This is a genomic window from Xanthomonas arboricola pv. populi (assembly GCF_002939945.1).
Classification (GTDB): domain Bacteria; phylum Pseudomonadota; class Gammaproteobacteria; order Xanthomonadales; family Xanthomonadaceae; genus Xanthomonas; species Xanthomonas arboricola_A.
The window spans coordinates 402,610-424,303 of the sequence record NZ_MDEB01000003.1 but is presented as its reverse complement, the minus strand read 5'-3'; the positions used below and the strand labels follow the sequence as shown (position 1 = coordinate 424,303).

Below are 21,694 nucleotides of genomic sequence, written 5' to 3'. Positions count from 1 at the left end.
CGTGAATCGGCATGCCCAGCACAAATTGCGCAACGGATCACGCGGCTGTCATCCGGCTCCCGGCTTGCGAGCGCGGATTACGCCATCTCTAATCGGATCGCTGCCGATGCATTCGCATTGCCAGCGTCGGCTGCGCGGACGCGCACAGGGGAGCCGACTGATGACCCGGCCGCATCCATCCAGCGATTCAGACAGATGCGTTTTACTGGCTTTTTCGGGATACACGGACATGGACCCTGTTGCTGCCTCTTCGCGTTGTTCTCCTGCACGCCTCATCCAATCCGACCCGGCACTGGGGGAGTGCCCGCACGGCCAGATGCATGCCTTCGGCGTTGCCTGATCGGGCTTGCTCGCCGCGGCCGCGGCCGCGTGGATTCACTTTCTACCTCTCCTGACGCTTCTGATTCGGGCTCGATAGGCACGGCCTGAATGTGCTGAAGCAGTTGCACTGGCCGATCGCCCGATCGCCAGATCGGCCGGAAGGGGCGACTGTGTCGTGTCGATCGTGCCTACCCTCGTGCCCACCCTTTGAGTGGAATCAAACGGAATGAACATTTTTCACAGGCGACATCTCCCACTGCTGATCGGCGCCGTGCTGATCGGCAGCGCGCCACTTGCTGCTCTGGCCGCACAGCCGGCGATGGCTGCTCTGGCAACCGCAGGCGATCCATTGCTGCGCTATCAGTGGCACATCTCCAACCAGGGACAGGCGGTGATCGGCGACAGCCGCCCGGTGCCTGGTGTCGATATGGACGTGGATATCCTGCATGCCATCGACATTCGCGGCCGCGGCGTGCGCGTTGGCGTCGTGGATGACGGCCTGGAACTTCGCCACGAAGATCTGGCCGACAATATCCTTCCGAACGGATCGCACAACTTCCAAGACGGATCGCACGACACCACTCCCATCGATCCAGACAATGCGCATGGCACCTTGGTTGCCGGCATCATCGCCGCGGTCGGCTGGAACGGCCGCGGCGGGCGCGGCGTCGCACCGGAAGCGCTACTTGCCGGCTTCGACTTTCTGGGACGTGCATCGTCCAACTCCGATGCCAGCGTGCGCTATGCGTGGGGCGATGGACCCGAAGCGCGCAATATCGATGTATTCAACAACAGCTGGGGGACGGCTGCGCCGGTCTACTTCGATTTTCCGGTAGAGGAGCAGCAGTCCTGGGAAGCCCTGATGCGATCGACCCGCGGCGGTCTTGGCGGTATCTATGTCAAGTCTGCGGGCAACAGCTTCAAGCGCCTGCGCGTGCCGGACGAGACCGGACGGCCCGTCAACATATGCAGCGAGCTAGCGCGCACGTTGAATGTCGGTTGCGCCCTGGCCAACATCGATCCAATGGCAAATCTGCCGGGCACGATTGTCGTTGCCAGTGTCGATGCCAAGGGGCAGCACGCATCGTATTCGTCGTCGGGCTCTGCCGTGTGGGTGTCCGGTCTTGGCGGCGAGTTCGGGCGGCAGCGCAAGTTCTATCCCAACGCAGCGCAGACCTTCGCGCCGGAAACCGCACCGTTTGCTTACGACCCGGCCATTGTCTCCACCGATCTGAGCGGCTGCCAGGCAGGCTACAACCTCGATAATCCCAAGGAGGTGTGGAACGCGCTGGAAGGCAGCTCCTCCAGGATCGACGCATCATGCAACTACAGCGGCATCATGAATGCCACGTCGGCGGCGGCGCCTACCGTCTCCGGTGTGGCCGCGTTGATCCTCAGCGCCAATTCCAGCCTGAGCGCGCGCGACGTCAAGTACATCCTGGCCACCACCGCGCGGCAAATCGATCCGTGGCAGCCACCTGTGGCTTATCAGGGCAGCGTGATCGATCCGGGCTGGATCACCAATGCGGCTGGCATTCGTTTCAGCAACTGGTATGGCTTCGGGTTGGCCGACGCGGCAGCCGCCGTCTACAAGGCAAGCCATTTCACGCCACTGCCGCCGATGCGCGACACACGTTGGGTCACGTCTGCCAATGCCGGAAGCCAGATCGGCGGACCGGCGCGGCCTGCCACGCAGCGGATTCGCATCAAGCAGGCAATGAAGGTCGAGTCGGTGCAACTGTCGCTGGAAACCGCGCATCTGACGCCCAGCAACCTGCGGGTGGTGCTGGTGTCGCCCAGCGGAACGCGCAGTTACGTGCTCACGCCGTTCTCCGCACTGGATGCCAATGCCTATGCGAAGACCGGGTTCTATATCGACCTTACCTCCAGCAACGCGTTCCTGGACGAAACATCGCAAGGCGTGTGGACGCTGGAAGTCACCGACATGAGCGAACCCAAGACCACTGCTGCACTCAAGACGTTCAAACTTCGCATCGTGGGACACTGACATGAAGACCACTCTTGTTGTTTCGTTGTTGCTCGGTTGTGTTGTGGTGTCCGGCCTGGCGCAAGCGGCGCAATACATGGATGCCAACGCGCTCAGCGCTGCGGCCACCGGCGAGCGTTTCAAATCCGGAGCGGACAGTTTCCGCATGCTGCCCGGCGCGGTGGTCGCCGAGAGCTTGCCGCCTGACGATGCAGATCAATCCGCCCCCACCTCCAGCAAAGCGCGCGCAAATGCCGCTCCTTCAGTGGCCAGCGGCAAGGTTGCCGCGCGCATCGGGCCGTATGCGGTGGTGCTGGACAGCACCGCTGGCGTTGCGCGCAGCGCTGGCGTCTCCGGCGCCGAACGCACGCTGGCAGCGGCGGTGAACGAACGCACCGGGCGTGCGGTGCTGGTCAGGCCGCAGCTGAAGTTGACCGGTACCACGCCAACCACGGCGAGCTCACTGGCCCGCAGCTCCGGTGGCACCATCGCCTACGCCTCAACGGTGGACGGCAGCGCGGTCATCACTTATCCCTCGATCGAGCAGGCACAACGCGCAGCGACGCAACTGCAGGGCAGCAACGGCATCGCGCAGGCATCGCTGGTGGTGATGCAGGCGCTCATGCAACCGATGTGAGCCCCGACGGCCGCAGGCAGACGCCCGTGGCCGTCTCCCTCTGGCGCGCTGTCACCGGCGCCATCTCCGCAGTTCCCCTCTCTGATGAGACGTCATGATGATTTTTCATTCGCAGCGCAGCGCGCTGTCGTCCGCGCTGCTGCTGGCGCTGTGTCTGTGTACCGGTGCCGTCAATGCGGACGGGGTAGTCGCGCAACCCGCCGTCAGCGCAGCGGCCGGGCAAAAAACGCAAGGCGACGACCCGCTGTTCCGCTACCAATGGCATCTGCTCAATCAAGGCCAGCCGGTGTTCGGCGACGGACGCCTGCTGCCCGGCGTGGACCTGGACGTGGACATCCTGCACGCGCAAGGCATCCGTGGCGCGGGTGTCAACGTGGCGGTGATCGATAACGGCCTGGAGATTGCACACCCGGATCTTGTCGACAATATCCTGCGCAACGGTTCGCACAATTTCTTGAACGGTTCCAATGACCCCACGCCACCGGCGAGCGATATCGACGGCGATCATGGCACCGCCGTGGCCGGCATCATCGCTGCGCGGGGCTGGAACGGCATCGGCGGGCGCGGCATTGCCCCGGAAGCGAAGCTGGCCGGTTTCAACGCCGGTGACACCAGCGATGGCAGCACGCAGTACGTCAACAACCGCTACTCCTGGGGCGACGGGCCGGAAGCCAGGGCGATGGATGTCTTCAACAACAGCTTCGGCGTCTCGGCCACCGTCTATCAATACAGCGACCTCGACGAACAGCGCTCTCTGGAGAGACTGATGCAGGCCCAGCGCGGCGGCAAGGGCGGCATCTACGTCAAATCGGCAGGCAATGATTTCAATACCCTGATCGATGTGGATGCACAGGGCAAGCTCATCGACCGCTGCAGCGAGCAGACCCGGCAGCTTGGCGTCGCCTGCAGCAGTGCGAATATCGACAACATCAACAGCCTGACGACCATGATCGTGGTCGGTGCGGTCAACGCCAACGGAGTGCGTGCCAGTTACTCATCGCCCGGGTCCGCATTGTGGGTGTCCGGGCTCTCTGGCGAATTCGGATTCCAACGCAGATTCGATCCGCATCCGGAGACCTTCAAGGCATCGTACGGGCTGCTCGCTGCAACCGGGCCGCAGCCGTTCTATTCGCCGGCCATCGTCACCACCGATTTGAGCGGCTGCAAAGCCGGCAACAATCGCGACCGCGCGCGCGCGATGCAGAATGCGCTGGATACCAGCAAGTCCACGATCGATGCCTCATGCGATTACACCGCACGCATGAACGGCACCTCGGCCTCCGCACCCACCGTCGCAGGCGTTGCGGCCCTGATGCTGAGCGCCAACCCGCAGCTGACGCTGCGCGACGTCAAGTACATCCTGGCGACCACCGCGGTGCAGGTCGACCCCGAACAACCGAAGGCGCTCTACAACGGCAGCGTGATCGAGCCAGGCTGGATCACCAACGCAGCCGGCCACCGTTTCAGCAACTGGTACGGATTCGGCCTGGTGGACGCGGCCGCTGCGGTAGAACGCGCCGTGCATTTCACCTCGCTGCCGGCGATGCAAGACACCGGGTGGAAGGTCTACGACGGGAACAGCAGCACCATCGGCGGTGCCGGCGCACCCGCAAGATTGACGATCGACATCAGCCAATCCTTCAAGGTGGAAGGCGTGCAGCTGTACTTCGCCGGCACGCACAAGGAACCCCGCAACCTGCGCGCGGTGCTGGTCTCGCCCAGCGGTACCCGCAGCACCCTGATGACGCCGTTTTCCACGCTCGACAGCAGCAACGAAGGCGTGGTGGTGTTCCTGACATCGAGCAATGCCTTCCTGGACGAGCCCTCGGCCGGGCGCTGGACCCTGGAGATGGACGACATGCTCGCCGACAACGGCAAGCAACAACTGGAGGAATTCGAAATGCGTGTGGTGGGCCACTGACATGAAGACATCGCTGATCGCCCTGCTGGGTGTCGTTGCAGCAAGCGTTTGCGTCCCCGCATCGGCACAAGTGATCGACAGCGCACGTCTGCGCGCTGCGGCGACCGGACAAACCGTCGTGGTGGGTCATGCCAGTTTCCGGCTGATTCCTGGCGCGGTGGTACGGGTAGCCGACGCGGCGCGCGCCGCTGCCGGCACGCAGTCATTGCAAAGCACGCGCACCAGCGCGGATGCGCCGTTTGCACGCTTCGATCGCTACGCGGTCTATCTCGACAGCACGGGCGCCGCACGTACGGCATCCCGCGCCACGCATGCCGACCCACCGGCGACCGTCGCGGCAGCGCTGGAAACGCGCAGCGGCCAGCTGGCGTTGCTGGGCGCCTCGATCAAGTTGTTCGACACCACGCCCGCCATCGCGCGTGCACTGGCAACGCGCACTGGCGGCAAGTTGATCTATGCATCGGCCAGCGATGGCAGCGCGATGATCGGCTACGACTCGGTCGCAACTGCATTGGACAACTGCACACAGTTGCAGGGCAGCCAGGGCGTGGGAGCGATCAAGCCCGAGGTGATTCCGCACGCGGCACGGCCGTTGTGATGCGGCCTTGTGATGCGGCTATTGTGATGCCGTCGTTGTGATGCGATTTCGGTGACGCACGCCGTGCTGTCGCCATCGGGCGGCAGCACGGCGCAACGACGCAGCCCGCGTTACACCGGCACCGGGCTGCGTTCGGCAAAGTGCCCACGCCAGTACGGGTAATACGGATACGGCGGCTCCACCGCGCTCACCGCATCCAGGCGCGCGCGTTGCTCGGCCGTCAGCGACCAGCCTACCGCGCCCAGGTTCTGGCGCAACTGCGTTTCGTCGCGTGCGCCGATCAATACCGTGCTCACGGTGGGCCGTTGCAGCAGCCAGTTGATGGCGATCTGCGGCACGCTGCGGCCGGTCTCTTCGGCAATCGCGTCGAGCACATCGACGATGTCGAACAGGCGTTCGTCGCTGATCGCCGGCCCGGCGGCCGCGGTAGCGTGCAGGCGACTGTGTTCGGGCAATGCCTGGCCGCGACGCAGCTTGCCGGTCAGACGCCCCCAGCCCAGCGGACTCCACACCACCGCGCCCACGCCCTGGTCGATGCCCAGCGGCATCAGCTCCCATTCGTAATCGCGCCCGGCCAGCGAGTAATAGGTCTGGTTGGCGACAAAGCGGCTCCAGCCCTGCGCGTCGGCCACCGCCAACGACTTCATCAGCTGCCAACCGGCGTAATTGGACGCGCCCAGGTAGCGCACCTTGCCGGCGCGGACCAGCGCATCGAGTGTGGACAGGGTTTCTTCCACCGGCGTCATCGCGTCGAAGGCATGCAGCTGCAGCAGGTCGATATAGTCGGTGCGCAAGCGTCGCAGCGATGCATCCACCGCACGCAACAGGCGGAAGCGCGAGGCGCCCGCGTCGTTGGGCCCATCGCCCAGCCGCAGACCGGTCTTGGTCGAGAGGATCGCCTGATCGCGGCGACCCTGCAGCGCCTGGCCGAGAATCTCTTCGGAGGCGCCATCGGAATACACATCAGCGGTGTCGAACAGGTTGAGGCCCGCGTCCAGGCACAGATCGATCATGCGCCGTGCCTGCGCCACATCGGTATCGCCCCATGCAGAAAACAGCGGCCCCTTGCCGCCGAAGGTACCGGCCCCCAGACCGAGCACCGGCACCTTGAAACCGGAACGGCCGAGAAAACGTGTGTCCATCGCAATACTCCTTGAAACCGAAAGAAAATCCGCGCGCGTGGTCGGTCGATCCGACCACGCGCGATACCAGGCGCCACGCTCCGCTCGCCGACCTCCTGCGCAATCGCGCAGGTCTGCAGGTTGCGCTGCCACTGCGCGCACGCTTGAAAAACGAATCAACCCGCCTGCGCGCACACGCCCGGCACCGCACGCCGGCGCTGCAGTTGCACGCTCCACAACGCAATCCCCAGGCCGAGCCCACTCAAAAGCGCGGCGGCCCACGGCGTGGCGACCAGGCCGGCGTGCGTGGCGATCACCACACCGCCCAGCCAGGCGCCCACGGCATTGCCCAGATTGAACGCGGCGATATTGAGACTGGAGGCCAGGCTCTGCCCGGCACCGCCTGCATGCTCGAGCACGCGCAACTGCAGCGGCGCCACGGTGGCGAAGGCGGCCACGCCCAGCAGCCCGACGAATGCCACCATCGCCGTCTTGTTGTGCAGGGCCAGACCCATCGCAGCGAGCACCACCACCAATGCCGCCAGGCTGCCCAGCAGGGCGGCGGTGGGGCGCCGGTCGGCCAGACGCCCGCCCAGCAGATTGCCCACGATCATGCCGATGCCGAAGACCAGGAACACCGGCGACACCGCCGTCTGCGCGAAACCGGTCACGTCCAGCAGCAGCGGCTGGATATAGGTGAACACCGCGAACACGCCGGCATAGCCCAGCACCGTCATCGCCAGGGCCAGCAACACCTGCCCGCGCCCCAGCACCGCCACTTCCTGCCGCCATGACACCGGCGCGGCCGCGCCTGCGGCAGCCGGCACCCACAGCGCCACCGCGGCCGTGGCCAGCACGCCGATGGCCGCGACCGCCCAGAACGTCGCCCGCCAGCCCAGCTGCAGGCCCAGCCAGGCGCCGGCCGGCACCCCCAGCAGGGTCGCCACGGTCAGCCCGGCAAACATCAGCGAGATCGCCGACGCGCGGCGCTCGGCCGCGACCAGCGAAGTCGCCACCACCGCGCCCACGCCGAAGAAGGTGCCGTGCGCCAGCGAGGTCAGCACCCGCGCGACCATCAGGCTGGTGTAGTCCGGCGCCAGTGCGCAGGCCATGTTGCCCAGGGTGAAGATCGCCATCAGCCCCACCAGCACCGCCTTGCGCGGCAACCGCGCACTGGCCAGCGTCAGCACCGGCGCCCCGACGAACACGCCCAGTGCATAGCCGCTGATCAGCAGGCCGGCAGCGCTGAGCGACACGCCCAGATCGGTGGCCACCTGCTGCAGCAGGCCCATGATCACGAACTCGGTGGTGCCGATGCCGAAGGCACCGATGGTCAGCGCCAGCAGCGCTGGCGGAAAGCGGGAGGAACGCGCCGAAGCGGACATGGGTATGGACCAGGGAAGACGACGCACAGCCTGCGCCCCGGAGTCTTAAGCAAAAACCCCTGCTATCCTGATTCACTATCAACCAATCATTGAGAATCGTATCGACCGCCTCGGCGATATCGCCCTGTTCCTGCGCGTACTCGATCTGGGCTCGATCACCGCAGGTGCGCGCAGCCTGGACCTTTCGGTGGCGGTCGCCAGCCAGCGCCTGAAGCGGCTGGAACGCGATCTGGGCGTGCGCCTGCTGCATCGGACCACGCGCCGGCTGCACCCCACCCCCGAAGGCCAGCGCCTGGCCGAGCGCGGCCGCGTGCTGGTGCAGGATCTGGATGCCCTGGCCGACGATCTGCGCGAGAGCGCACACGCGGTCGGCGGCATCCTGCGCATGACCATGTCGGCCTCGTTCGGGCGGCAGTACGTCTCGCCGTTGCTGCCGGAATTCCAGGCCCGCCATCCGCGCGTGCGCATCCGCGCGCATCTGAGCGACGATCTGGTGGACCTGGTCAGGCAAGGCTTCGATCTGGCGATCCGCATCGGGCCGCTGGACGACTCCGGGCTGGTGGCGCGGCGCATCGCCGACAACCGCCGCACTCTCGCCGCCTCGCCAGACTATCTGCAGCGCCATGGCACCCCGCGCACGCCGGACGACCTGGCTGGGCATGCCGGGGTGCTGCTGATGGGCCGCGACGGCCGCCAGGACGTATGGCCTTTGCAGACGCCGGAAGGCGGCCTGGTGCGCGTGCGCATGCAGAGCCGCTTCGAAAGCAATTTCGGTGAGTTGATCCGCGATGCGGCCGTCGCCGGCCAAGGCATCGCGTTGCATTCGTACTGGCATATCGCCGAAGAACTGCGCAACGGCCGGTTGGTCGAGGTGCTCCCCGATTACCCGCCGCCGACCTCGCAGATCAACGCGGTGATGCCCGCGCGCCAGCTGCAGCCGCCGCGCGTGCGGGCGTTCGTGGATTTTCTGCTGGAACGTCTGGGCGAAGTGCCGCCGTGGGAGCTTGGCGCTTGAACGCAAGCTTGGCGCTTGCGTCGGCCGATGCTGGCTGGACGCGGAGCGATGCGTGGCTGCGACGTGACGTCTTGGAGAGCAGCCAATCTACGGCTTTGCGGATGGATCAGCTGTAGAGCGGGTGATCTGTGGCTTTACTGCATGGTCCTCGCCCGCCCACCATAGCAGGACACGCCGGCTCTCGACGCCTAAACTGCCAGAATCCGAACAGATAAGGCTCTGGCGCGGCATCCATGCCGCTCAAGGTCCTGCGACGGTGGACGGGCAAGGACCTGTCGGGATGGTCGGTGTGCACAGCGTAAGAGCAGTACGTGATGCGCATCGTTTGATGCCGATGCGCCGGCTCAACGTTCGATGCACGTCGAGCGACAACCAGTCGGGATGGTCGGTGTGCATGGGCATGAGCAGTGCGTGATGTGCATTTTGGATAGTGATGTGCCGGCCCGGCCCAATGGCGAACATACGTCGCGCGATAATAGGCACTTCATGCGACAACCGACCAACTTTCTGTTGCGGTGCCCTCGCCGGTTGCGGGACCCTTGGCGGCATGGATGCCGCCACGGAGCCTCCACGGACGGATTCACGGCGTGTCCCGCAAGTGGTGAGGGCACCGCGCGCTCGACTCACCGATCAATGCCGCGCTTGTGGTCATACGTTGTAGCCATCGCTACAACGTCAGAGGGTTTTGTTGGCGCTCCTAGCGCCCCGCACGCAGTAAGCGCTTGTGCAAGCCGCGCCGCTGCGCCTCGCTGAGCAGATGTCCATGCGTGTTCAATAATCCCAGGATCTGCTGATGCGCTTGCGCTGTGCGACGCGCAAGCTCGGCCGTGGCGGCAGCTTCGAGCGCCTTCCAGCCGGCGGGGCTCGTCGGTGCGGGGATGGTCGAACGTTTTGCGGGCATGGGCGAGACGATCACGGAAACAGACGCTTATGATACGGCGCGCGCGTGAGCGCCCTATCAGATCCTGGCGGGCCCATGACATCCGGTCTTGTACGATCGACGGCATCGCGGCCAAGCCGCCTTGCGCCACTGCCGAGTCCTGCATGTCCGCATTGACCGAGATGACCGACATCCTGCTGCGCCACGCCCAAGGCGACGGCATGCACGCCACCCGGATTGCCGGGTTGCAGATCATGCGCAGCGTCTCGCCGACCGTGCCGGTGCCCACGGTCTATACGCCGATGCTGTGCCTGGTGGCGCAAGGCTGCAAGCAGGCGATGCTGGGTGCGGCGGCGTATCTCTATCACCCGCAGATGTATCTGGTGGCCTCGGTGGATCTGCCGATCGTCGGTTCGGTGATCGAGGCCAGCGCCGCGCAGCCGTATCTGTGTTTCTGCCTGGATCTTGACACCGCGGTGCTGAGCGACCTGGCCGTCAGCCACCCGGAGCTGGTCGAGCCGCAGCGCGATGCGGCGCAGGCCGGCTTATTGCTCAATCGCAGTACCCCGCCATTGCAGGACGCTGCAGTGCGGCTGGCACGCCTGCTCGACCAACCGCAGGAGATCGCCGCGCTGGCGCCGCTGGTCCTGCGCGAAGTGCTCTATCGCCTGATGGCCGATCCGGCCAATGCAGTGGTGCGCCAGATGGCCATCGCCGACAGCCGGCTCAACCAGATTTCCAAGGCCATCGTGTGGTTGCGCGAGCACTACGCACAGCGCTTCAGCATCGAGCAGATCGCCGATCTGTCGGCAATGAGTCGTTCCACCTTTCATGCGCATTTCAAGGCGGTCACCTCGATGACGCCGCTGGAATATCGCTCGCATCTGCGCGTGCGCGAGGCGCGTCGACTGATGCTGGCCGAGGCGCTGAACGCCGCCGATGCCGGCTTCCGTGTCGGCTATGAGAGCGCATCGCAGTTCAATCGCGACTATGCGCGCATTCTCGGCGCGCCGCCCGCACGTGATGCGCAACGGCTGCGCGCCAATGCTCAGGATGCGACAGAAGCGGCGTAACCCTTGCCCGTGCGCGCTGGAGCGCTGTCACGCGCACTGCAATCTGCCATGCGACGTGGCGATGGCAGCGATGACTCCACGCATCCGCATCGCTTGAGCACCGAACGGGCGATCAGCCGCCAGCCGATGCGCTTCCGCGCTTGCTGGGTACTTCTGGGTACTTCCGCAAGTGTGTCGTTCGAAGCGTTGCATCGTGTAGCAGAAGCACATCCACCAGCGGCGGATTGCTGCATATGTCTATTGCCGCAGGAGCGGTAAATCGCCTGTTTCGCCGGCGATCGTCACTCCCCCACCGCACACTTGGCGCACAGGCCATGCACTTCCAGGGTCTGCGCCTGCGGCTGGAAACCCAGCGCCTTGGCGCGCGCTTCCAGTTGCGCCACCACCTCGCGGTCTTCCAGCTCCACCGCGCTGTGGCAGCGGTCGCAGATCAGGAACGGGACCGAGTGCTGGGCGCTGTTGGGGTGATGGCAGGCAACAAAGGCGTTGACCGATTCGAGCTTGTGCACGAAGCCGTTGGCCATCAGGAAGTCCAGCGCGCGGTACACCGTGGGCGGAGCGTCGGCGCCGACGCCCTTGCCTTCGCGCACCCAGTCCAGCAGTTCGTAGGCCTTGACCGGCTTGCAGGCGTCGGCGATCAGCCGCAGCACATTGGCGCGGATCGGCGTCAGCCGCAGGCCGCGCTCGCTGCAGGCGCGCTCCACCGCACGCACGAAGCCGTTGGCGTCGTCGACATGGTGATGCGGTGCAGTGCAGGCATATTCGTTGGTGTTCATCACAGGCTCCGGCGGTCAGCCCGCCCCTATCTTGATGAGTGCCGCATCGATGCGTTTCAAGGCGCCCTCGCGTCCGGCCAGGTACACGGTCTGCGAAATGTCCGGGCTGACCTGGGTGCCGGTGATGGCCACGCGCAGCGGCTGGGCCACCTTGCCCATGCCCAGCTCCAGCGCGGCGGCAGCGTCGTGCAGCGCGGCCGAGACGTTCTCCACGCTCCATTCGCTGACGCCGGCCAGCAGTTCGCGTGCCTTGCCCAGCGGCACCTCTGCGCCCAGCTTGAGGTGCTTCATCACTGCCGCCTCGTCGTAGGTTTCCAGCGGCCGGTACCAGACCACGGCTTTTTCGGCCATGTCCTTCAAGGTCTGCACGCGCTCGCGCAGCGCCACCACCACGTCGGCGGCGGCCGGGCCGGCGGCGACATCGATGCCGAGCCTGGCGAGCTGGTATTCCAGCTGCGGGGCGATACTGGCCGGGTCGTCGGTCTTGAGGTAATGCTGGTTGACCCAGCCCAGCTTGGCCATGTCCAGCCGCGCGGCCTTGGAGTTGACGTCCTTGACGTCGAACAGGTCGAGCAATTCCTGCCGACCGAACAATTCCTGGTCGCCATGCGACCAGCCCAAGCGCGCCAGGTAGTTGATCAGCGCATGCGGCAGATAGCCGGCGTCCCTGTACTGCATCACGTCGGCCGCGCCGGTGCGCTTGGACAGCTTGGCGCCCTGTTCGTCCAGGATCATCGGCATGTGCGCGAACTTCGGCACCGGCGCGCCCAGCGCCTGGTAGATGTTGATCTGGCGCGGGGTGTTGTTGATGTGGTCGTCGCCACGGATCACCTCGGTGATGCCCATGTCCCAGTCGTCCACCACCACCGCGAAGTTGTAGGTGGGGAAGCCGTCCGGGCGGAAGATCACCATGTCGTCGAGCTCGCTGTTGGCGATCTCGATGACGCCCTTGATCAGGTCGTCGAACACCACCGTGCCGCCGACCGGGTTCTTGAAGCGGATGACCCGGTTGGGGTCGTCGCGGTACGGCAGGTTCTGCTCGCGGGCGGCACCGTTGTAGCGCGGCTTTTCCTGCCTGGCCATGGCGGCCTCGCGCATGGCGTCGAGCTCTTCGCGGGTTTCGTAGGCGTAATAGGCCTTGCCCTGCGCCAGCAGCTGCTCGGCCACCTCCTGGTAGCGGGCCACGCGCTGGGTCTGGTAGATCGGGCCTTCGTCATAGTCCAGGCCCAGCCAGTCCATCGCCTCCAGGATGGCGTCGATCGCGGCCTGGGTGCTGCGCTCACGGTCGGTGTCCTCGATGCGCAGCACGAACTGCCCGCCGCGACGGCGCGCCTCCAGCCAGCAATACAGGGCGGTGCGGGCGCCGCCGATGTGCAGGTAACCGGTGGGGCTGGGGGCAAAACGGGTGCGGCAGGTCATGGAGCGCTCGGCGGAACGGGGATCGGCCGATTTTACCTTGACCAGCGCAGACCTGCCCGCGCGGCTCAGCGGTTGCGCAACAGGTCGCCGTAGACCACGCCATCGCCGCCGCTGCGCGCCGGGCCGGGCGCGTCGTACAGCACCAGCCAGCTGGGTGTGTCGCCGGCCAGGTGCCTGGGAAGATTGCAGATCGCCTCGGCGCGGTCGCTGTCGGTGCCGTGCGGCAACACCGCCGATTCCAGCAGCGCGTGCTGAAAGCGCACCGGCGCCTGGTTGGCGGCCAGCACGGTGCGCGCGCCCGGCCATTTGAACAGGCGGATTTCGCCGTTCAGCACCATGGTCGGGCCGGCCAGCAGGTACAGGTCGTCGCCGGAGTAATGCAGGTCGCGGACGCCCAGCCCGCCCAATTGCAGGAAGTGCTTGCGCAGCAGCGAGCCGTCTTCGTCCAGCGGCACCAGCCGCAGGTGGTCGCCATGCGCCTGGACCCGGATCTCCAGCAGCGCCGACCAGCCGCGCAGCACCGGCCCGCGCAGGCCCAGCAGCAGGCGCTCGCCGTCCACCACGATGCCTTCGATATCGAAACCGTTGTCCTTGCCGGGGATCTTCAGGAATGGGCCGAAGTGCGGGTCGTCGGCCAGCAGGTCGGTGAGCTGGTTGTGTTTGGCATCGCCCTTTAGGCGCAACGCACGACGGCCGTCGGCGGCTTCGCGCACCAGTCGTGGCGTGCCGTCGGCATCGCGCTCGATCGGCAGGCAGGCCAGCAGGCGGCGATTGGCGTCGAGCTTGAGCTTGGTCAGGCGTTTGGCGTTTTCGGCATCGTCGCGACTGCGCTTGGCGTTCTTGCGCTTGAGCCCATGCGAGCCGATCACCCACAGCAAGCCGTCCGACAGCGCCATGCCTTCCAGATCCGCCTCTTCGTCCGCCTCGCCGGGCAGATCCAGCAACTCGGCCAGCGCAAAGCTCTGCCCCTGGCCGAAGCGCAGCGTCTCGCGCCGCACGGGGTCGAGCTTGCGCAGGCGATCCACCGCGCAGGCCTCATCGCCGGCCACCCACAGCCAGTCGTCGGTGAAGGCCGCCCCGGACAGATTGCTGTGCACCAGCGCGCCGGGCGCGAATTCGAGACGGACGCTGTGCGGAATCAGGGTTTTCTTGGTCATGGGAACCTGGTGGAGGGTGCGAATAACGAACGTTGTGGGATGGCGCGGAAATCTCGGAGCGTAAGCGTGGCGCGATTGGTCGCGGGCACCGACTGCGCTCGCCTGACGCTGCGCGCAGTGGTTGGCCGCGCTCTGTCAGTCGAACGTGGCCAGCCTGGCACGCGCAAGGTGAGCGCCCGATTGACCGACCCAATCGCGATCGTTGGCGACCTGCGCCTGCGCGCGACTGGCCTCGAAGGCGGCGAAGTCCAGCTCCGCATACGCCCACACGGTATTGCCCTGGGTCTGCGCCAGCACGCCATCGGCCGGGAAGCCGACGTCCATCGGTGCGAACACCGCCGCTTCGCCGGTATTGACGTCCAGCGCCGGGCTCCACGGCGCTTGACCGGCAGTGACCGATTGCGCGACGAACACGCGGTTTTCCAGCGCGCGCGCCAGGCAGCCGACGCGCACCCGCATCGCCCCGGCGGCGGTGTCGGTGCAACTGGGCACGATCAACAGCCGCGCGCCGGCCTCGTACTGCGCGCGCACCGGCAGCGGGAACTCGCTGTCGTAGCAGATCGCGATCGCCGCGCGCACGCCGTCCAGGTCGAACACCTTCAGCGCCTCACCCGGCTCGATCAGCCCGGTGGCCTTTTCGAAGCCGGTCAATTGCAGCTTGTCCTGCCAGCCGTGCCGGCCGTCGGGCGTGAACAAGTCGCTGCGATTGCGGTAACGGCCCTGGCCCAGGTCCAGCAGAAAGCTGCCGGCAATCAGATGCAGCTGGTGCCGGCGTGCCAGGCCGGCAAACAACTCCAGCCACGGCGCACGCAGCGTCTGGATCGCCGCCAGCGACTCGGGCAAACCGGCAGAAACCTGCGTGCCGAAGGTCGCGCCCAGCTCCAGCGCCAGATACTCGGGCAATACCAGCACGCGTGCGCCGGCGGCGGCCGCCTCGCCCACCAGTGCCGATTGGCGTGCGGCGAAGGCGGCAAAGTCGGCTGGTTTGCCGATCGGATATTTGGCGACGGCGATTTTCATCTGGCGGCCTGGTTGCGATGGATCGGAAGGAGCAAGGCGGCGCTAAGGTCGTTGGCAGTCACCCCGACAGCGTCCGCGTCCACACACTCAAGCTGTGGTCGATCTCACCACGATGCAACTCTGCCCACGCCAACTGCACGCACATGCCCGGTTGCGGTGCATAGCCACGCTTGCGCCAGAACACGTCGTTGGCCCGGTAATCGGCCGGCATGCGCGGATCCTCCGGCGCACGCTGCACCGAGCAGAACGCCGTCAGCGCGAAGCGCCCCACTGCACGTGCGTGCGCTTCGCGCCGGTCGAAGAAGGCGTGGCCGATGCCTTGCCCGCGATACGCCGGCAACAACACCGATTCGCCGAAATAGAACACCCCGGCCGGGTCGATGCCGGCCGCGCGAAACGGCGCCTGGAAGGCATCGCTGTCGTCGAGCAGCGGCAGCCCGGTGGAGGCGCCGATCACCGCATCGCCATCGCATGCCAGCACGAACACGCTGTCCGGCGAGGCCGCGTACGCGGCCAGATACCCGCGTTCGTAATCGGCATCGCCTTCGTACAGATACGGCCAGGCGCGGAACACCTCGATCCGCAGCCGCGCCACCGCATCCAGATGCGGCAGCACCTGCGTGCCGCGCACCGTTTCGACGATCAGGGAGGAGCCGCTCATGCCGGCCATGGTAAGCCAGCCTGGCGCAGCTGCGCTGCCGTGGGTCAGCGCAGCCAGCTGCCGTTGACCGCGGCCGCGGCCGCAGGCTGCTGCCACAACAACCACACAGCCGCCTCCTCGGTGGCCAGCAGCACACCGAGCAGTGCATCGGTGCTGCGCGCCCAATAGCCGCCGCTGCCCAACCGCTGCCACGGCCCGTATCGACGCTGACGCGCGCTGTCTGCCGCCGCGTCCTGCCGCTGTACCGCCTGCAGGAATCCGTTGCCACCCAGACGCAGTGCCTGCACGGTGACCGCATGCAGACGCAGGCCGATCACCCCGCGGCGTCCGTCGCGGCGCAAGGGCAAGGCCGACAACGGCGAAGCTTCCCAATGCTGCGGCAGCGCTGCGGGAAGCAGCGCCACCGTGTCGATCCCGGCGGGCAGCAAACGCTGCGCCCGCCGGTACAGCTGTGCGTGAGCGCGCATGCCGGCCTCAGCGCAGGCTGTTGCCAAGCTCGTACCAATCGAGCTTGCGGGTCACCCACATGATGCTGGCCAGGATGCCGAACAGCAGCAGCGATCCCATCAGCAGCGAGTTGTCTTCGGAGATCAACAGGCTGTAGAGCACCCCGTACAACGCAGTGAGCATCGCCGAGAACCCGGCTGCACGCACCCAGCTGCGCAACACCCCGGACAGATAGAAGAACTGCAGGCCGATACACGCCGCGGCCGAGACCAGATACGCCTGCCAGAACGCGATGTGCTCGGAAAGGCTCAGCAGCAGCAGGAAGAAGATCGCCAGCGCCAGACCCACCAGCAGGTACTGCAGGGGATGGATCGGCAGACGCTTGATCAACTCGAACAACACGAACGCCACAAAGGTCAGCACCACGAACAGGATGCCGTACTTGCTGGCCCGGTCCGCCTGGGTATACACGTCCACCGGGTCGACCAGCCGCACTTCCAGCGTATCCAGCGCCGGCTGGCTGGACTGCAGCTGCGCCTGCGCACCGGTGGCCAGCGACGACAACGACCAGCTCGCATCGAAACCGCGTGCGCCGATCGTCGGCGCATTCGGCAGGAAGCGCCCGCCGAACAGCGGATGCGGCCAGGCCGAGCGCAGCGCGATGTCGTTATTGTCGGCAATCGGTGCGATCGCCAGGCTGCGGGTGCCGTCCAGCAGGAAGGACATCTCCACCAGGTTGCCATCGCCCAGCTTGCCGGCCAGCGCATCGTCCAGCGGCTGCAGATCGGCATGGATACCGGCCGAGCGCGCCGCCAGACCGCCGGCCCCGCTCTCCAGCGGCAAGCTGCGGCCATCCACCTGCAGGCTCGGCGTGCCGACCAGGCCACGCACATCGGAAATGCCCACCGCCAGATGCGGCCGACCATAGCGGCGACCATCCACGGCCGGATAATCGAACGGGTCGAACTCGGCCTTGAGCCTGGCCTTCCACGCATACACCTGCACGCGGAACAGGCCGATCTTGCGCTCGGACGGGGTCAGTTCGCCGCTCAGGGTGAGCGTGCGCGGAGCCTGCAGCAACTGGCCGTCGCGCTTGCGCCAGACCTTGCGCGGGTTGCCCTGCTCGTCGGGCTCGGTGACCTGCACGTCCTCGGTAAACGGCAGCACCCGCACCGGCGCGATGAACTGCTGCTCGCCGGCCTTGCTCTGCGCCACCCGCTCCACCGCCTCGTCGCGGTAACGCGCACGGTCCTGCACGGTGCCACGGATCAACAGCAACGGAATCAGCAGCAACAGGATCAATCCACCAATGGTGGCGAAGCGCAATAACAGTTTCAGGGATTTCATCGACCATCCTCAGTCTGGGAGGTGGCCAGGGTGCGGTGCGCCGGTGTCGGGGGTTTGAGGCGAATTTGAAGCGAATGTGAAGTGGGCGATCGGCAGCATTGGCGACCGGCACTGTGACCCAGTTAGGAAATGCGGGTTTCGCACCGCAAAAATGCAACGACGGCCCAGGACATGGTTCCGTTTCATCGCCAACGTTTCGCATCATCGCCGCGCGCTTCGCCGCCAGGCGCAACGATGCGAGTGCAGTCGCGCATGACGGGGCCATTGCTTTTTTCGAGTCTGTTTTGACCATGGCGTTGCAGTTCCGTGGTTCCGCGGCGTCCTCATTCAGCGTTACGCGCGCCGCATCGGCGGTGTCGCACACGTATGCGTGCTTGCCGGCCGTGGTTCCAGAAGCGCGCACGACTGCATTCCTCTCTCGCCTGGAGTTTGCCTCTCATGAACAAGCACCGTTCGCTCACCCTCTGCCTGCTTGCTGCCCTGAGCCTGTCCTCCGCCGCCGCACAGGCGGCAATGCACGGGATGGGCCTGAAACCCTCGTCATTGATGCAGCCGGTCACTCCGTTGTTCGGCATTGCGAGCGCCGCCAAACCCCTGCCCGCCACGGTCGACCTGACTGCCTGGGCAATCACCCCGGGCGACCAGGGCCAGGTGGGGTCATGTGCGTCATGGGCAACCGCCCACACCCTGACCGGTTGGTATGCCAACGCCAACAAGCAGGCGCAACTCCGCTTCGCCCCGATGTATCTCTACAGCCAGGTCAACGGTGGCGTCGATGAGGGCTCCACGCTGGAAGCGCCGCTGGACGTCGCGCTGGCCCAAGGCATCGACACCGAGCAGCATTACTCGTGGGGCAACTACAACTGGAAGAACCCACCCACCGCAGCCGACCGCGCCAACGCTGCCAAGAATCCCACGCCATACCGCAAGTACACCGTGCTGTACTCGGGCAACGGCAATGGCGGGCGGGCCCTGATCGAACAGATCAAACTTGCGCTGGCCTCGTCCACGCCGGTGGCCATCGGCTTCTATGTCCGCCAGGGTTTCGAAGACCTTACGCCGAAAAACCAGGTCGACTACGACACCAAGACGCCGATCCTGGGCGGGCATGCGGTGATCGCGCTGGGCTACGACAGTGAAGGGCTGATCGTCGAAAACAGCTGGGGCACCGAGTGGGGCAACAAGGGCTTTGGCAAGCTGTCGTGGTCGGTGGTCGCCAAGGACGTCATCGGGGCCGACGTGGTGCACTAGCACACAGCGGCTGCGCAAGGTGAGGCGCGGCTGACACGGATGCGGCATCTGCCCTGGCGCATGCCGCTTGCGTGCCACCGCGATGCCACCGCCATCGGCCGCCGGCTTGGGCACACATGGCATGCAACGCGGTTCAGAGCCGCCAACAAACCTACTGCGTAGCCGGCAAGCGGGCGCGGACGGCGCGCGGAGTCTGCGCGTACCACTCGTACACTCCGGTTGCTCCGCGCCGTCCGCACCCACCTGACGACTGCTCGCTACGTTTTGTTAGCCGCGCTTAGCCGATGGGCAGGCGCAGGGTCGCGATCGCACCGCCACCCTCGCGATTGCCCAGCGTGGCCTCGCCGCCATGCAGACGCGCGACTTCGCGCACGAACGGCAGGCCGAGGCCGGAGCTGCGTTGTCCGGTCTGCGGGCGGGCCAGCGAATAGAAACGCTCGAACACCCGTTCCAGTGCGTAATCCGGCACGCCGCTGCCGCGATCCTCCACCACCAGCTGCGCCTGCCCCTTCAGCACCTGCGCTCGCAACTGGATGGTGCTGCCTTGCGGTGAAAACGCGACGGCATTTTCCAGCAGGTTGATCAGCGCCTGGCGCAGCAGGAATCCATCGCCCAGCACGTGTTGCTCGCGCGACGTGTCGGAGGCGGCATCGCTTTCCAGCCGTACGCCGGCCGCTGCCGCGCGTGGCAGCACTGCATCCACGGCGGCCTGCAGCAGGCCGGCCACCGCGATGCGCTCGCGCGTCTGCAACCAGCCGTGCTGTTCCACCTCAGCCAGCACCAGCAGCTTGTCGATGGTTTCGGTCAGGCGCAGCTCCTGCGCGCGGATGCTGGCGACAAAGTGCTGGCGATCGGCTTCCGGCAGTGGCTCGCTCAACAGTTCGGACGCCCCGCGGATTGCCGCCAGCGGGCTTTTCATCTCGTGCGTCAGCGACTGCACGTACTGCTCCACGTAGGCCTTGCCTTCCAGCTTGCGCCGCATGCGTTCCAGCGCCTGGCCCAGGTCGCCGATTTCATCGCCGCGCGGTTTGGGCGGCGGCACCGGAACGCCCGCGCTCACCGCCTGCGCGTAGCGATTGAGCCGGCCGATCCCGCGCATCAGCCACCAGGTCATCAGGATGCCGATCAGCGCGGAAATGCCGATCAACCAGGCCCCGCGCTGCAGGATATTGCGCTGGCTGGCCTCGATAAACGGGTCGATGCTGCGATTGGGCTGCGCCAGCGTCAGCACGCCGATCAACTTGCCCGGGTCATTTGGCGCGTAGATCGGCGCGGCCACATGCATCACCGTGGCGGTCGGGTCGCCATCGACCTCGGGGCTGGAGCGCGCGCCATATTCGCCGCGCAAGGTGCGATAGACATCGTTCCAGCGCGAGTTGTCGCGGCCGACGTCGCGGCCCAGCGAGTCGAACACCACCACGCCGCGCGCGTCGGTCACGGTGACGCGGTACGCCACATCGTTCTTGCGGAACCGCCATACCCGTGCCTTGGGGTCGCGCCGCTGCGCCTGCGCTACGTTGCGCGCGAAGCTGCCGCTGGCGATGGTGCCGGCGGCCAGCTCGCCGCTGGCCATTTCCGCCAGCACATTGGCCGCATCCACCAGCGTGGATTCCATCGCCTGGCGCACGCCCGGCTTGACCTCGTTGACGAACACGCGCATCACGAAGAACGCGGCCAGCCCGACGATCAGAAAAAAACCCAGGAACAGCTTGAGACCGAGCCGCATCTCAGGTCTGGGCCTTGATCAGGCCGCAGTGCGCATGGCTGACATAGCCCACGCCCTGCAGCGCCCAAGCGGCAGGTAGATGCGCGTGCCGCGCAACGGCCTCGGCACGCACGTGGGGCACCCCGCTTCCGGGCAGCGGCCTTGCCGGCCTGGCGGCTGCGCGCTCGTGGCGATGGCGGCCTGTGGCCATGCCTACACCTCCAGCGCGTAGCCGAGGCCACGATGGGTGCGGATCGGGTCGGCCGGCACGCCGGCCTGGCGCAACTTGCCGCGCAGCGTCTTGATATGGGTGTCCACGGTGCGGTCGGCACTGTCGGCACTGGCGTCCCAGCCGCGGTCCATCAGCTGCGCGCGGCTGAGGATCGCGCCGGGGCGCTGCAACAGCGCCGACAGCAGCGCGTACTCGTAGCGGGTCAGCGGCAGCAGCGCATCGCCGTAGCGGATTCGGCTGCCCTCGCGATCGATCGCAAACGCGCCATGCGGCTGCCAGCCCGGCTCCGCCACGGCGGCCTGGTTGCGACGACGCAGCCGTGCGCGCACCCGCGCCACCAGCTCGCGCGGGGAGAACGGCTTGGCCATGTAGTCGTCGGCGCCCAGTTCCAGGCCGAGCACGCGGTCGATCTCGTCGTTGCGCGCGGTCAGGAAGATCACCGGCACCTCGCTGAAGCTGCGCAGCGTGCGGCACACCTCGAAGCCGTTGATGTCCGGCAAACCCACGTCCAGCACCACCACATCGGCCGGGTCGGCACGCAGCCGCGCCAACGCGTCGCGTCCCAGCAGGCAATGCTCGGGCGCGTAGCCTTCGCTGCGCAGCGCGTACAGCACGGTATCGGCAATGGCGGCTTCGTCTTCGACGACAAGCACGCGGGCGGGAGAGTCGGACATGGCGCGCAGCATAGCCGCATGCCGACGCACCCAATAGCAGGTGCGATGCCGTGCGCGGTGCGCACTG

At 66.4% G+C, this 21,694-nt stretch carries 20 protein-coding genes and 1 other RNA gene; 8 read left to right on the top strand and 13 right to left on the bottom strand.

Going from position 1 to position 21,694, the window contains the following annotated elements; all coding sequences use genetic code 11:
- Positions 1 to 580: 580 nt before the first annotated feature.
- The 4 genes from XaplCFBP3123_RS11285 to XaplCFBP3123_RS11270 all read left to right on the top strand — a co-directional run bounded on the left by XaplCFBP3123_RS11285 (position 581) and on the right by XaplCFBP3123_RS11270 (position 5,464).
- Positions 581 to 2,329 carry a S8 family peptidase gene (locus XaplCFBP3123_RS11285; RefSeq protein ID WP_172453234.1) on the top strand — a complete coding sequence of 583 codons (1,749 nt, stop codon included), beginning with the start codon at positions 581 to 583 and terminating at the stop codon, positions 2,327 to 2,329.
- A 1-nt stretch (position 2,330) separates the two neighbouring features.
- On the top strand, positions 2,331 to 2,945 hold the full coding sequence (locus XaplCFBP3123_RS11280) for a hypothetical protein (protein WP_104534111.1): 615 nt from the start codon (positions 2,331 to 2,333) through the stop codon (positions 2,943 to 2,945).
- Between the two features lie 94 nt (positions 2,946 to 3,039).
- On the top strand, positions 3,040 to 4,866 hold the full coding sequence (locus tag XaplCFBP3123_RS11275; RefSeq protein WP_429001624.1) for a S8 family serine peptidase: 1,827 nt from the start codon (positions 3,040 to 3,042) through the stop codon (positions 4,864 to 4,866).
- A 1-nt stretch (position 4,867) separates the two neighbouring features.
- Complete coding sequence (locus XaplCFBP3123_RS11270; RefSeq protein ID WP_104534110.1) at positions 4,868 to 5,464, top strand: hypothetical protein; 597 nt, start codon at positions 4,868 to 4,870, stop codon at positions 5,462 to 5,464.
- 110 nt (positions 5,465 to 5,574) lie between these two features.
- Here the strand turns inward: XaplCFBP3123_RS11270 and XaplCFBP3123_RS11265 are convergent, their stop codons facing one another.
- Both XaplCFBP3123_RS11265 and XaplCFBP3123_RS11260 read right to left on the bottom strand, forming a co-directional pair.
- A complete protein-coding gene (locus XaplCFBP3123_RS11265; protein ID WP_104534109.1) occupies positions 5,575 to 6,606 on the bottom strand; it encodes an aldo/keto reductase in 1,032 nt (343 codons plus the stop codon).
- A 155-nt stretch (positions 6,607 to 6,761) separates the two neighbouring features.
- Positions 6,762 to 7,970 (bottom strand): MFS transporter, encoded by a 1,209-nt coding sequence (locus XaplCFBP3123_RS11260; RefSeq protein ID WP_104534108.1) that lies wholly within the window; start codon positions 7,968 to 7,970, stop codon positions 6,762 to 6,764.
- A gap of 100 nt (positions 7,971 to 8,070) precedes the next feature.
- Between XaplCFBP3123_RS11260 and XaplCFBP3123_RS11255 the strand changes: the two genes are divergently transcribed.
- A complete protein-coding gene (locus XaplCFBP3123_RS11255) occupies positions 8,071 to 8,985 on the top strand; it encodes a LysR family transcriptional regulator (protein WP_104534107.1) in 915 nt (304 codons plus the stop codon).
- 697 nt (positions 8,986 to 9,682) lie between these two features.
- Here the strand turns inward: XaplCFBP3123_RS11255 and XaplCFBP3123_RS11245 are convergent.
- Positions 9,683 to 9,886: a hypothetical protein gene (locus tag XaplCFBP3123_RS11245; protein WP_104534106.1), complete on the bottom strand. Its 204-nt coding sequence runs from the start codon at positions 9,884 to 9,886 to the stop codon at positions 9,683 to 9,685.
- 143 nt (positions 9,887 to 10,029) lie between these two features.
- Between XaplCFBP3123_RS11245 and XaplCFBP3123_RS11240 the strand changes: the two genes are divergently transcribed.
- A complete protein-coding gene (locus tag XaplCFBP3123_RS11240; protein WP_104534105.1) occupies positions 10,030 to 10,938 on the top strand; it encodes an AraC family transcriptional regulator in 909 nt (302 codons plus the stop codon).
- Positions 10,939 to 11,219: 281 nt separating this feature from the next.
- Here the strand turns inward: XaplCFBP3123_RS11240 and XaplCFBP3123_RS11235 are convergent, their stop codons facing one another.
- The 7 genes from XaplCFBP3123_RS11235 to creD form a co-directional block, all read right to left on the bottom strand.
- Positions 11,220 to 11,714: a transcriptional repressor gene (locus XaplCFBP3123_RS11235; protein WP_104534104.1), complete on the bottom strand. Its 495-nt coding sequence runs from the start codon at positions 11,712 to 11,714 to the stop codon at positions 11,220 to 11,222.
- Positions 11,715 to 11,729: 15 nt separating this feature from the next.
- On the bottom strand, positions 11,730 to 13,133 hold the full coding sequence (gene gltX, locus XaplCFBP3123_RS11230) for a glutamate--tRNA ligase (RefSeq protein WP_104534103.1): 1,404 nt from the start codon (positions 13,131 to 13,133) through the stop codon (positions 11,730 to 11,732).
- A 65-nt stretch (positions 13,134 to 13,198) separates the two neighbouring features.
- Positions 13,199 to 14,290 carry a DUF3616 domain-containing protein gene (locus XaplCFBP3123_RS11225; protein WP_104534102.1) on the bottom strand — a complete coding sequence of 364 codons (1,092 nt, stop codon included), beginning with the start codon at positions 14,288 to 14,290 and terminating at the stop codon, positions 13,199 to 13,201.
- Between the two features lie 135 nt (positions 14,291 to 14,425).
- Complete coding sequence (locus tag XaplCFBP3123_RS11220; protein ID WP_104534101.1) at positions 14,426 to 15,310, bottom strand: carbon-nitrogen hydrolase family protein; 885 nt, start codon at positions 15,308 to 15,310, stop codon at positions 14,426 to 14,428.
- Positions 15,311 to 15,368: 58 nt separating this feature from the next.
- Positions 15,369 to 16,019 carry a GNAT family N-acetyltransferase gene (locus XaplCFBP3123_RS11215; RefSeq protein WP_172453233.1) on the bottom strand — a complete coding sequence of 217 codons (651 nt, stop codon included), beginning with the start codon at positions 16,017 to 16,019 and terminating at the stop codon, positions 15,369 to 15,371.
- The gene (locus tag XaplCFBP3123_RS11210; protein ID WP_104534100.1) at positions 16,016 to 16,438 is read right to left on the bottom strand and encodes a hypothetical protein; all 423 of its coding nucleotides are present in this window, start codon (positions 16,436 to 16,438) and stop codon (positions 16,016 to 16,018) included. Before XaplCFBP3123_RS11210 ends, XaplCFBP3123_RS11215 begins: the two co-directional genes overlap by 4 nt.
- A 7-nt stretch (positions 16,439 to 16,445) precedes the next feature.
- A complete protein-coding gene (creD, locus tag XaplCFBP3123_RS11205; RefSeq protein ID WP_104534099.1) occupies positions 16,446 to 17,765 on the bottom strand; it encodes a cell envelope integrity protein CreD in 1,320 nt (439 codons plus the stop codon).
- Positions 17,766 to 18,203: 438 nt separating this feature from the next.
- On the opposite strand from creD, the gene XaplCFBP3123_RS11200 reads away from it, so the two are divergent.
- Positions 18,204 to 19,016 carry a C1 family peptidase gene (locus tag XaplCFBP3123_RS11200; RefSeq protein ID WP_104534098.1) on the top strand — a complete coding sequence of 271 codons (813 nt, stop codon included), beginning with the start codon at positions 18,204 to 18,206 and terminating at the stop codon, positions 19,014 to 19,016.
- A 197-nt stretch (positions 19,017 to 19,213) separates the two neighbouring features.
- A non-coding RNA gene (locus XaplCFBP3123_RS11195) (sX9 sRNA) lies at positions 19,214 to 19,289 on the top strand.
- 4 nt (positions 19,290 to 19,293) lie between these two features.
- On the opposite strand, the gene creC is transcribed toward XaplCFBP3123_RS11195, so the two are convergent.
- The 3 genes from creC to creB are packed head-to-tail and all read right to left on the bottom strand — an operon-like array spanning position 19,294 to position 21,639.
- Positions 19,294 to 20,742: a two-component system sensor histidine kinase CreC gene (gene creC / locus XaplCFBP3123_RS11190; protein ID WP_104534097.1), complete on the bottom strand. Its 1,449-nt coding sequence runs from the start codon at positions 20,740 to 20,742 to the stop codon at positions 19,294 to 19,296.
- Between the two features lies 1 nt (position 20,743).
- On the bottom strand, positions 20,744 to 20,932 hold the full coding sequence (locus XaplCFBP3123_RS11185; RefSeq protein ID WP_104534096.1) for a hypothetical protein: 189 nt from the start codon (positions 20,930 to 20,932) through the stop codon (positions 20,744 to 20,746).
- A gap of 2 nt (positions 20,933 to 20,934) precedes the next feature.
- Positions 20,935 to 21,639: a two-component system response regulator CreB gene (gene creB, locus XaplCFBP3123_RS11180; RefSeq protein ID WP_172453208.1), complete on the bottom strand. Its 705-nt coding sequence runs from the start codon at positions 21,637 to 21,639 to the stop codon at positions 20,935 to 20,937.
- Positions 21,640 to 21,694: the final 55 nt, after the last annotated feature.

Coding starts and splice junctions, on each gene's coding strand:
- XaplCFBP3123_RS11280 (WP_104534111.1), top strand. CDS start 2,331: ATGAAGACCACTCTTGTTGTTTCGTTGTTGCTCGGTTGTGTTGTGGTG.
- XaplCFBP3123_RS11275 (WP_429001624.1), top strand. CDS start 3,040: ATGATGATTTTTCATTCGCAGCGCAGCGCGCTGTCGTCCGCGCTGCTG.
- XaplCFBP3123_RS11270 (WP_104534110.1), top strand. CDS start 4,868: ATGAAGACATCGCTGATCGCCCTGCTGGGTGTCGTTGCAGCAAGCGTT.
- XaplCFBP3123_RS11265 (WP_104534109.1), bottom strand. CDS start 6,606: ATGGACACACGTTTTCTCGGCCGTTCCGGTTTCAAGGTGCCGGTGCTC.
- XaplCFBP3123_RS11260 (WP_104534108.1), bottom strand. CDS start 7,970: ATGTCCGCTTCGGCGCGTTCCTCCCGCTTTCCGCCAGCGCTGCTGGCG.
- XaplCFBP3123_RS11245 (WP_104534106.1), bottom strand. CDS start 9,886: ATGCCCGCAAAACGTTCGACCATCCCCGCACCGACGAGCCCCGCCGGC.
- XaplCFBP3123_RS11240 (WP_104534105.1), top strand. CDS start 10,030: ATGTCCGCATTGACCGAGATGACCGACATCCTGCTGCGCCACGCCCAA.
- XaplCFBP3123_RS11235 (WP_104534104.1), bottom strand. CDS start 11,714: ATGAACACCAACGAATATGCCTGCACTGCACCGCATCACCATGTCGAC.
- gltX (WP_104534103.1), bottom strand. CDS start 13,133: ATGACCTGCCGCACCCGTTTTGCCCCCAGCCCCACCGGTTACCTGCAC.
- XaplCFBP3123_RS11225 (WP_104534102.1), bottom strand. CDS start 14,290: ATGACCAAGAAAACCCTGATTCCGCACAGCGTCCGTCTCGAATTCGCG.
- XaplCFBP3123_RS11220 (WP_104534101.1), bottom strand. CDS start 15,310: ATGAAAATCGCCGTCGCCAAATATCCGATCGGCAAACCAGCCGACTTT.
- XaplCFBP3123_RS11210 (WP_104534100.1), bottom strand. CDS start 16,438: ATGCGCGCTCACGCACAGCTGTACCGGCGGGCGCAGCGTTTGCTGCCC.
- creD (WP_104534099.1), bottom strand. CDS start 17,765: ATGAAATCCCTGAAACTGTTATTGCGCTTCGCCACCATTGGTGGATTG.
- XaplCFBP3123_RS11200 (WP_104534098.1), top strand. CDS start 18,204: ATGAACAAGCACCGTTCGCTCACCCTCTGCCTGCTTGCTGCCCTGAGC.
- creC (WP_104534097.1), bottom strand. CDS start 20,742: ATGCGGCTCGGTCTCAAGCTGTTCCTGGGTTTTTTTCTGATCGTCGGG.
- XaplCFBP3123_RS11185 (WP_104534096.1), bottom strand. CDS start 20,932: ATGGCCACAGGCCGCCATCGCCACGAGCGCGCAGCCGCCAGGCCGGCA.
- creB (WP_172453208.1), bottom strand. CDS start 21,639: ATGCTGCGCGCCATGTCCGACTCTCCCGCCCGCGTGCTTGTCGTCGAA.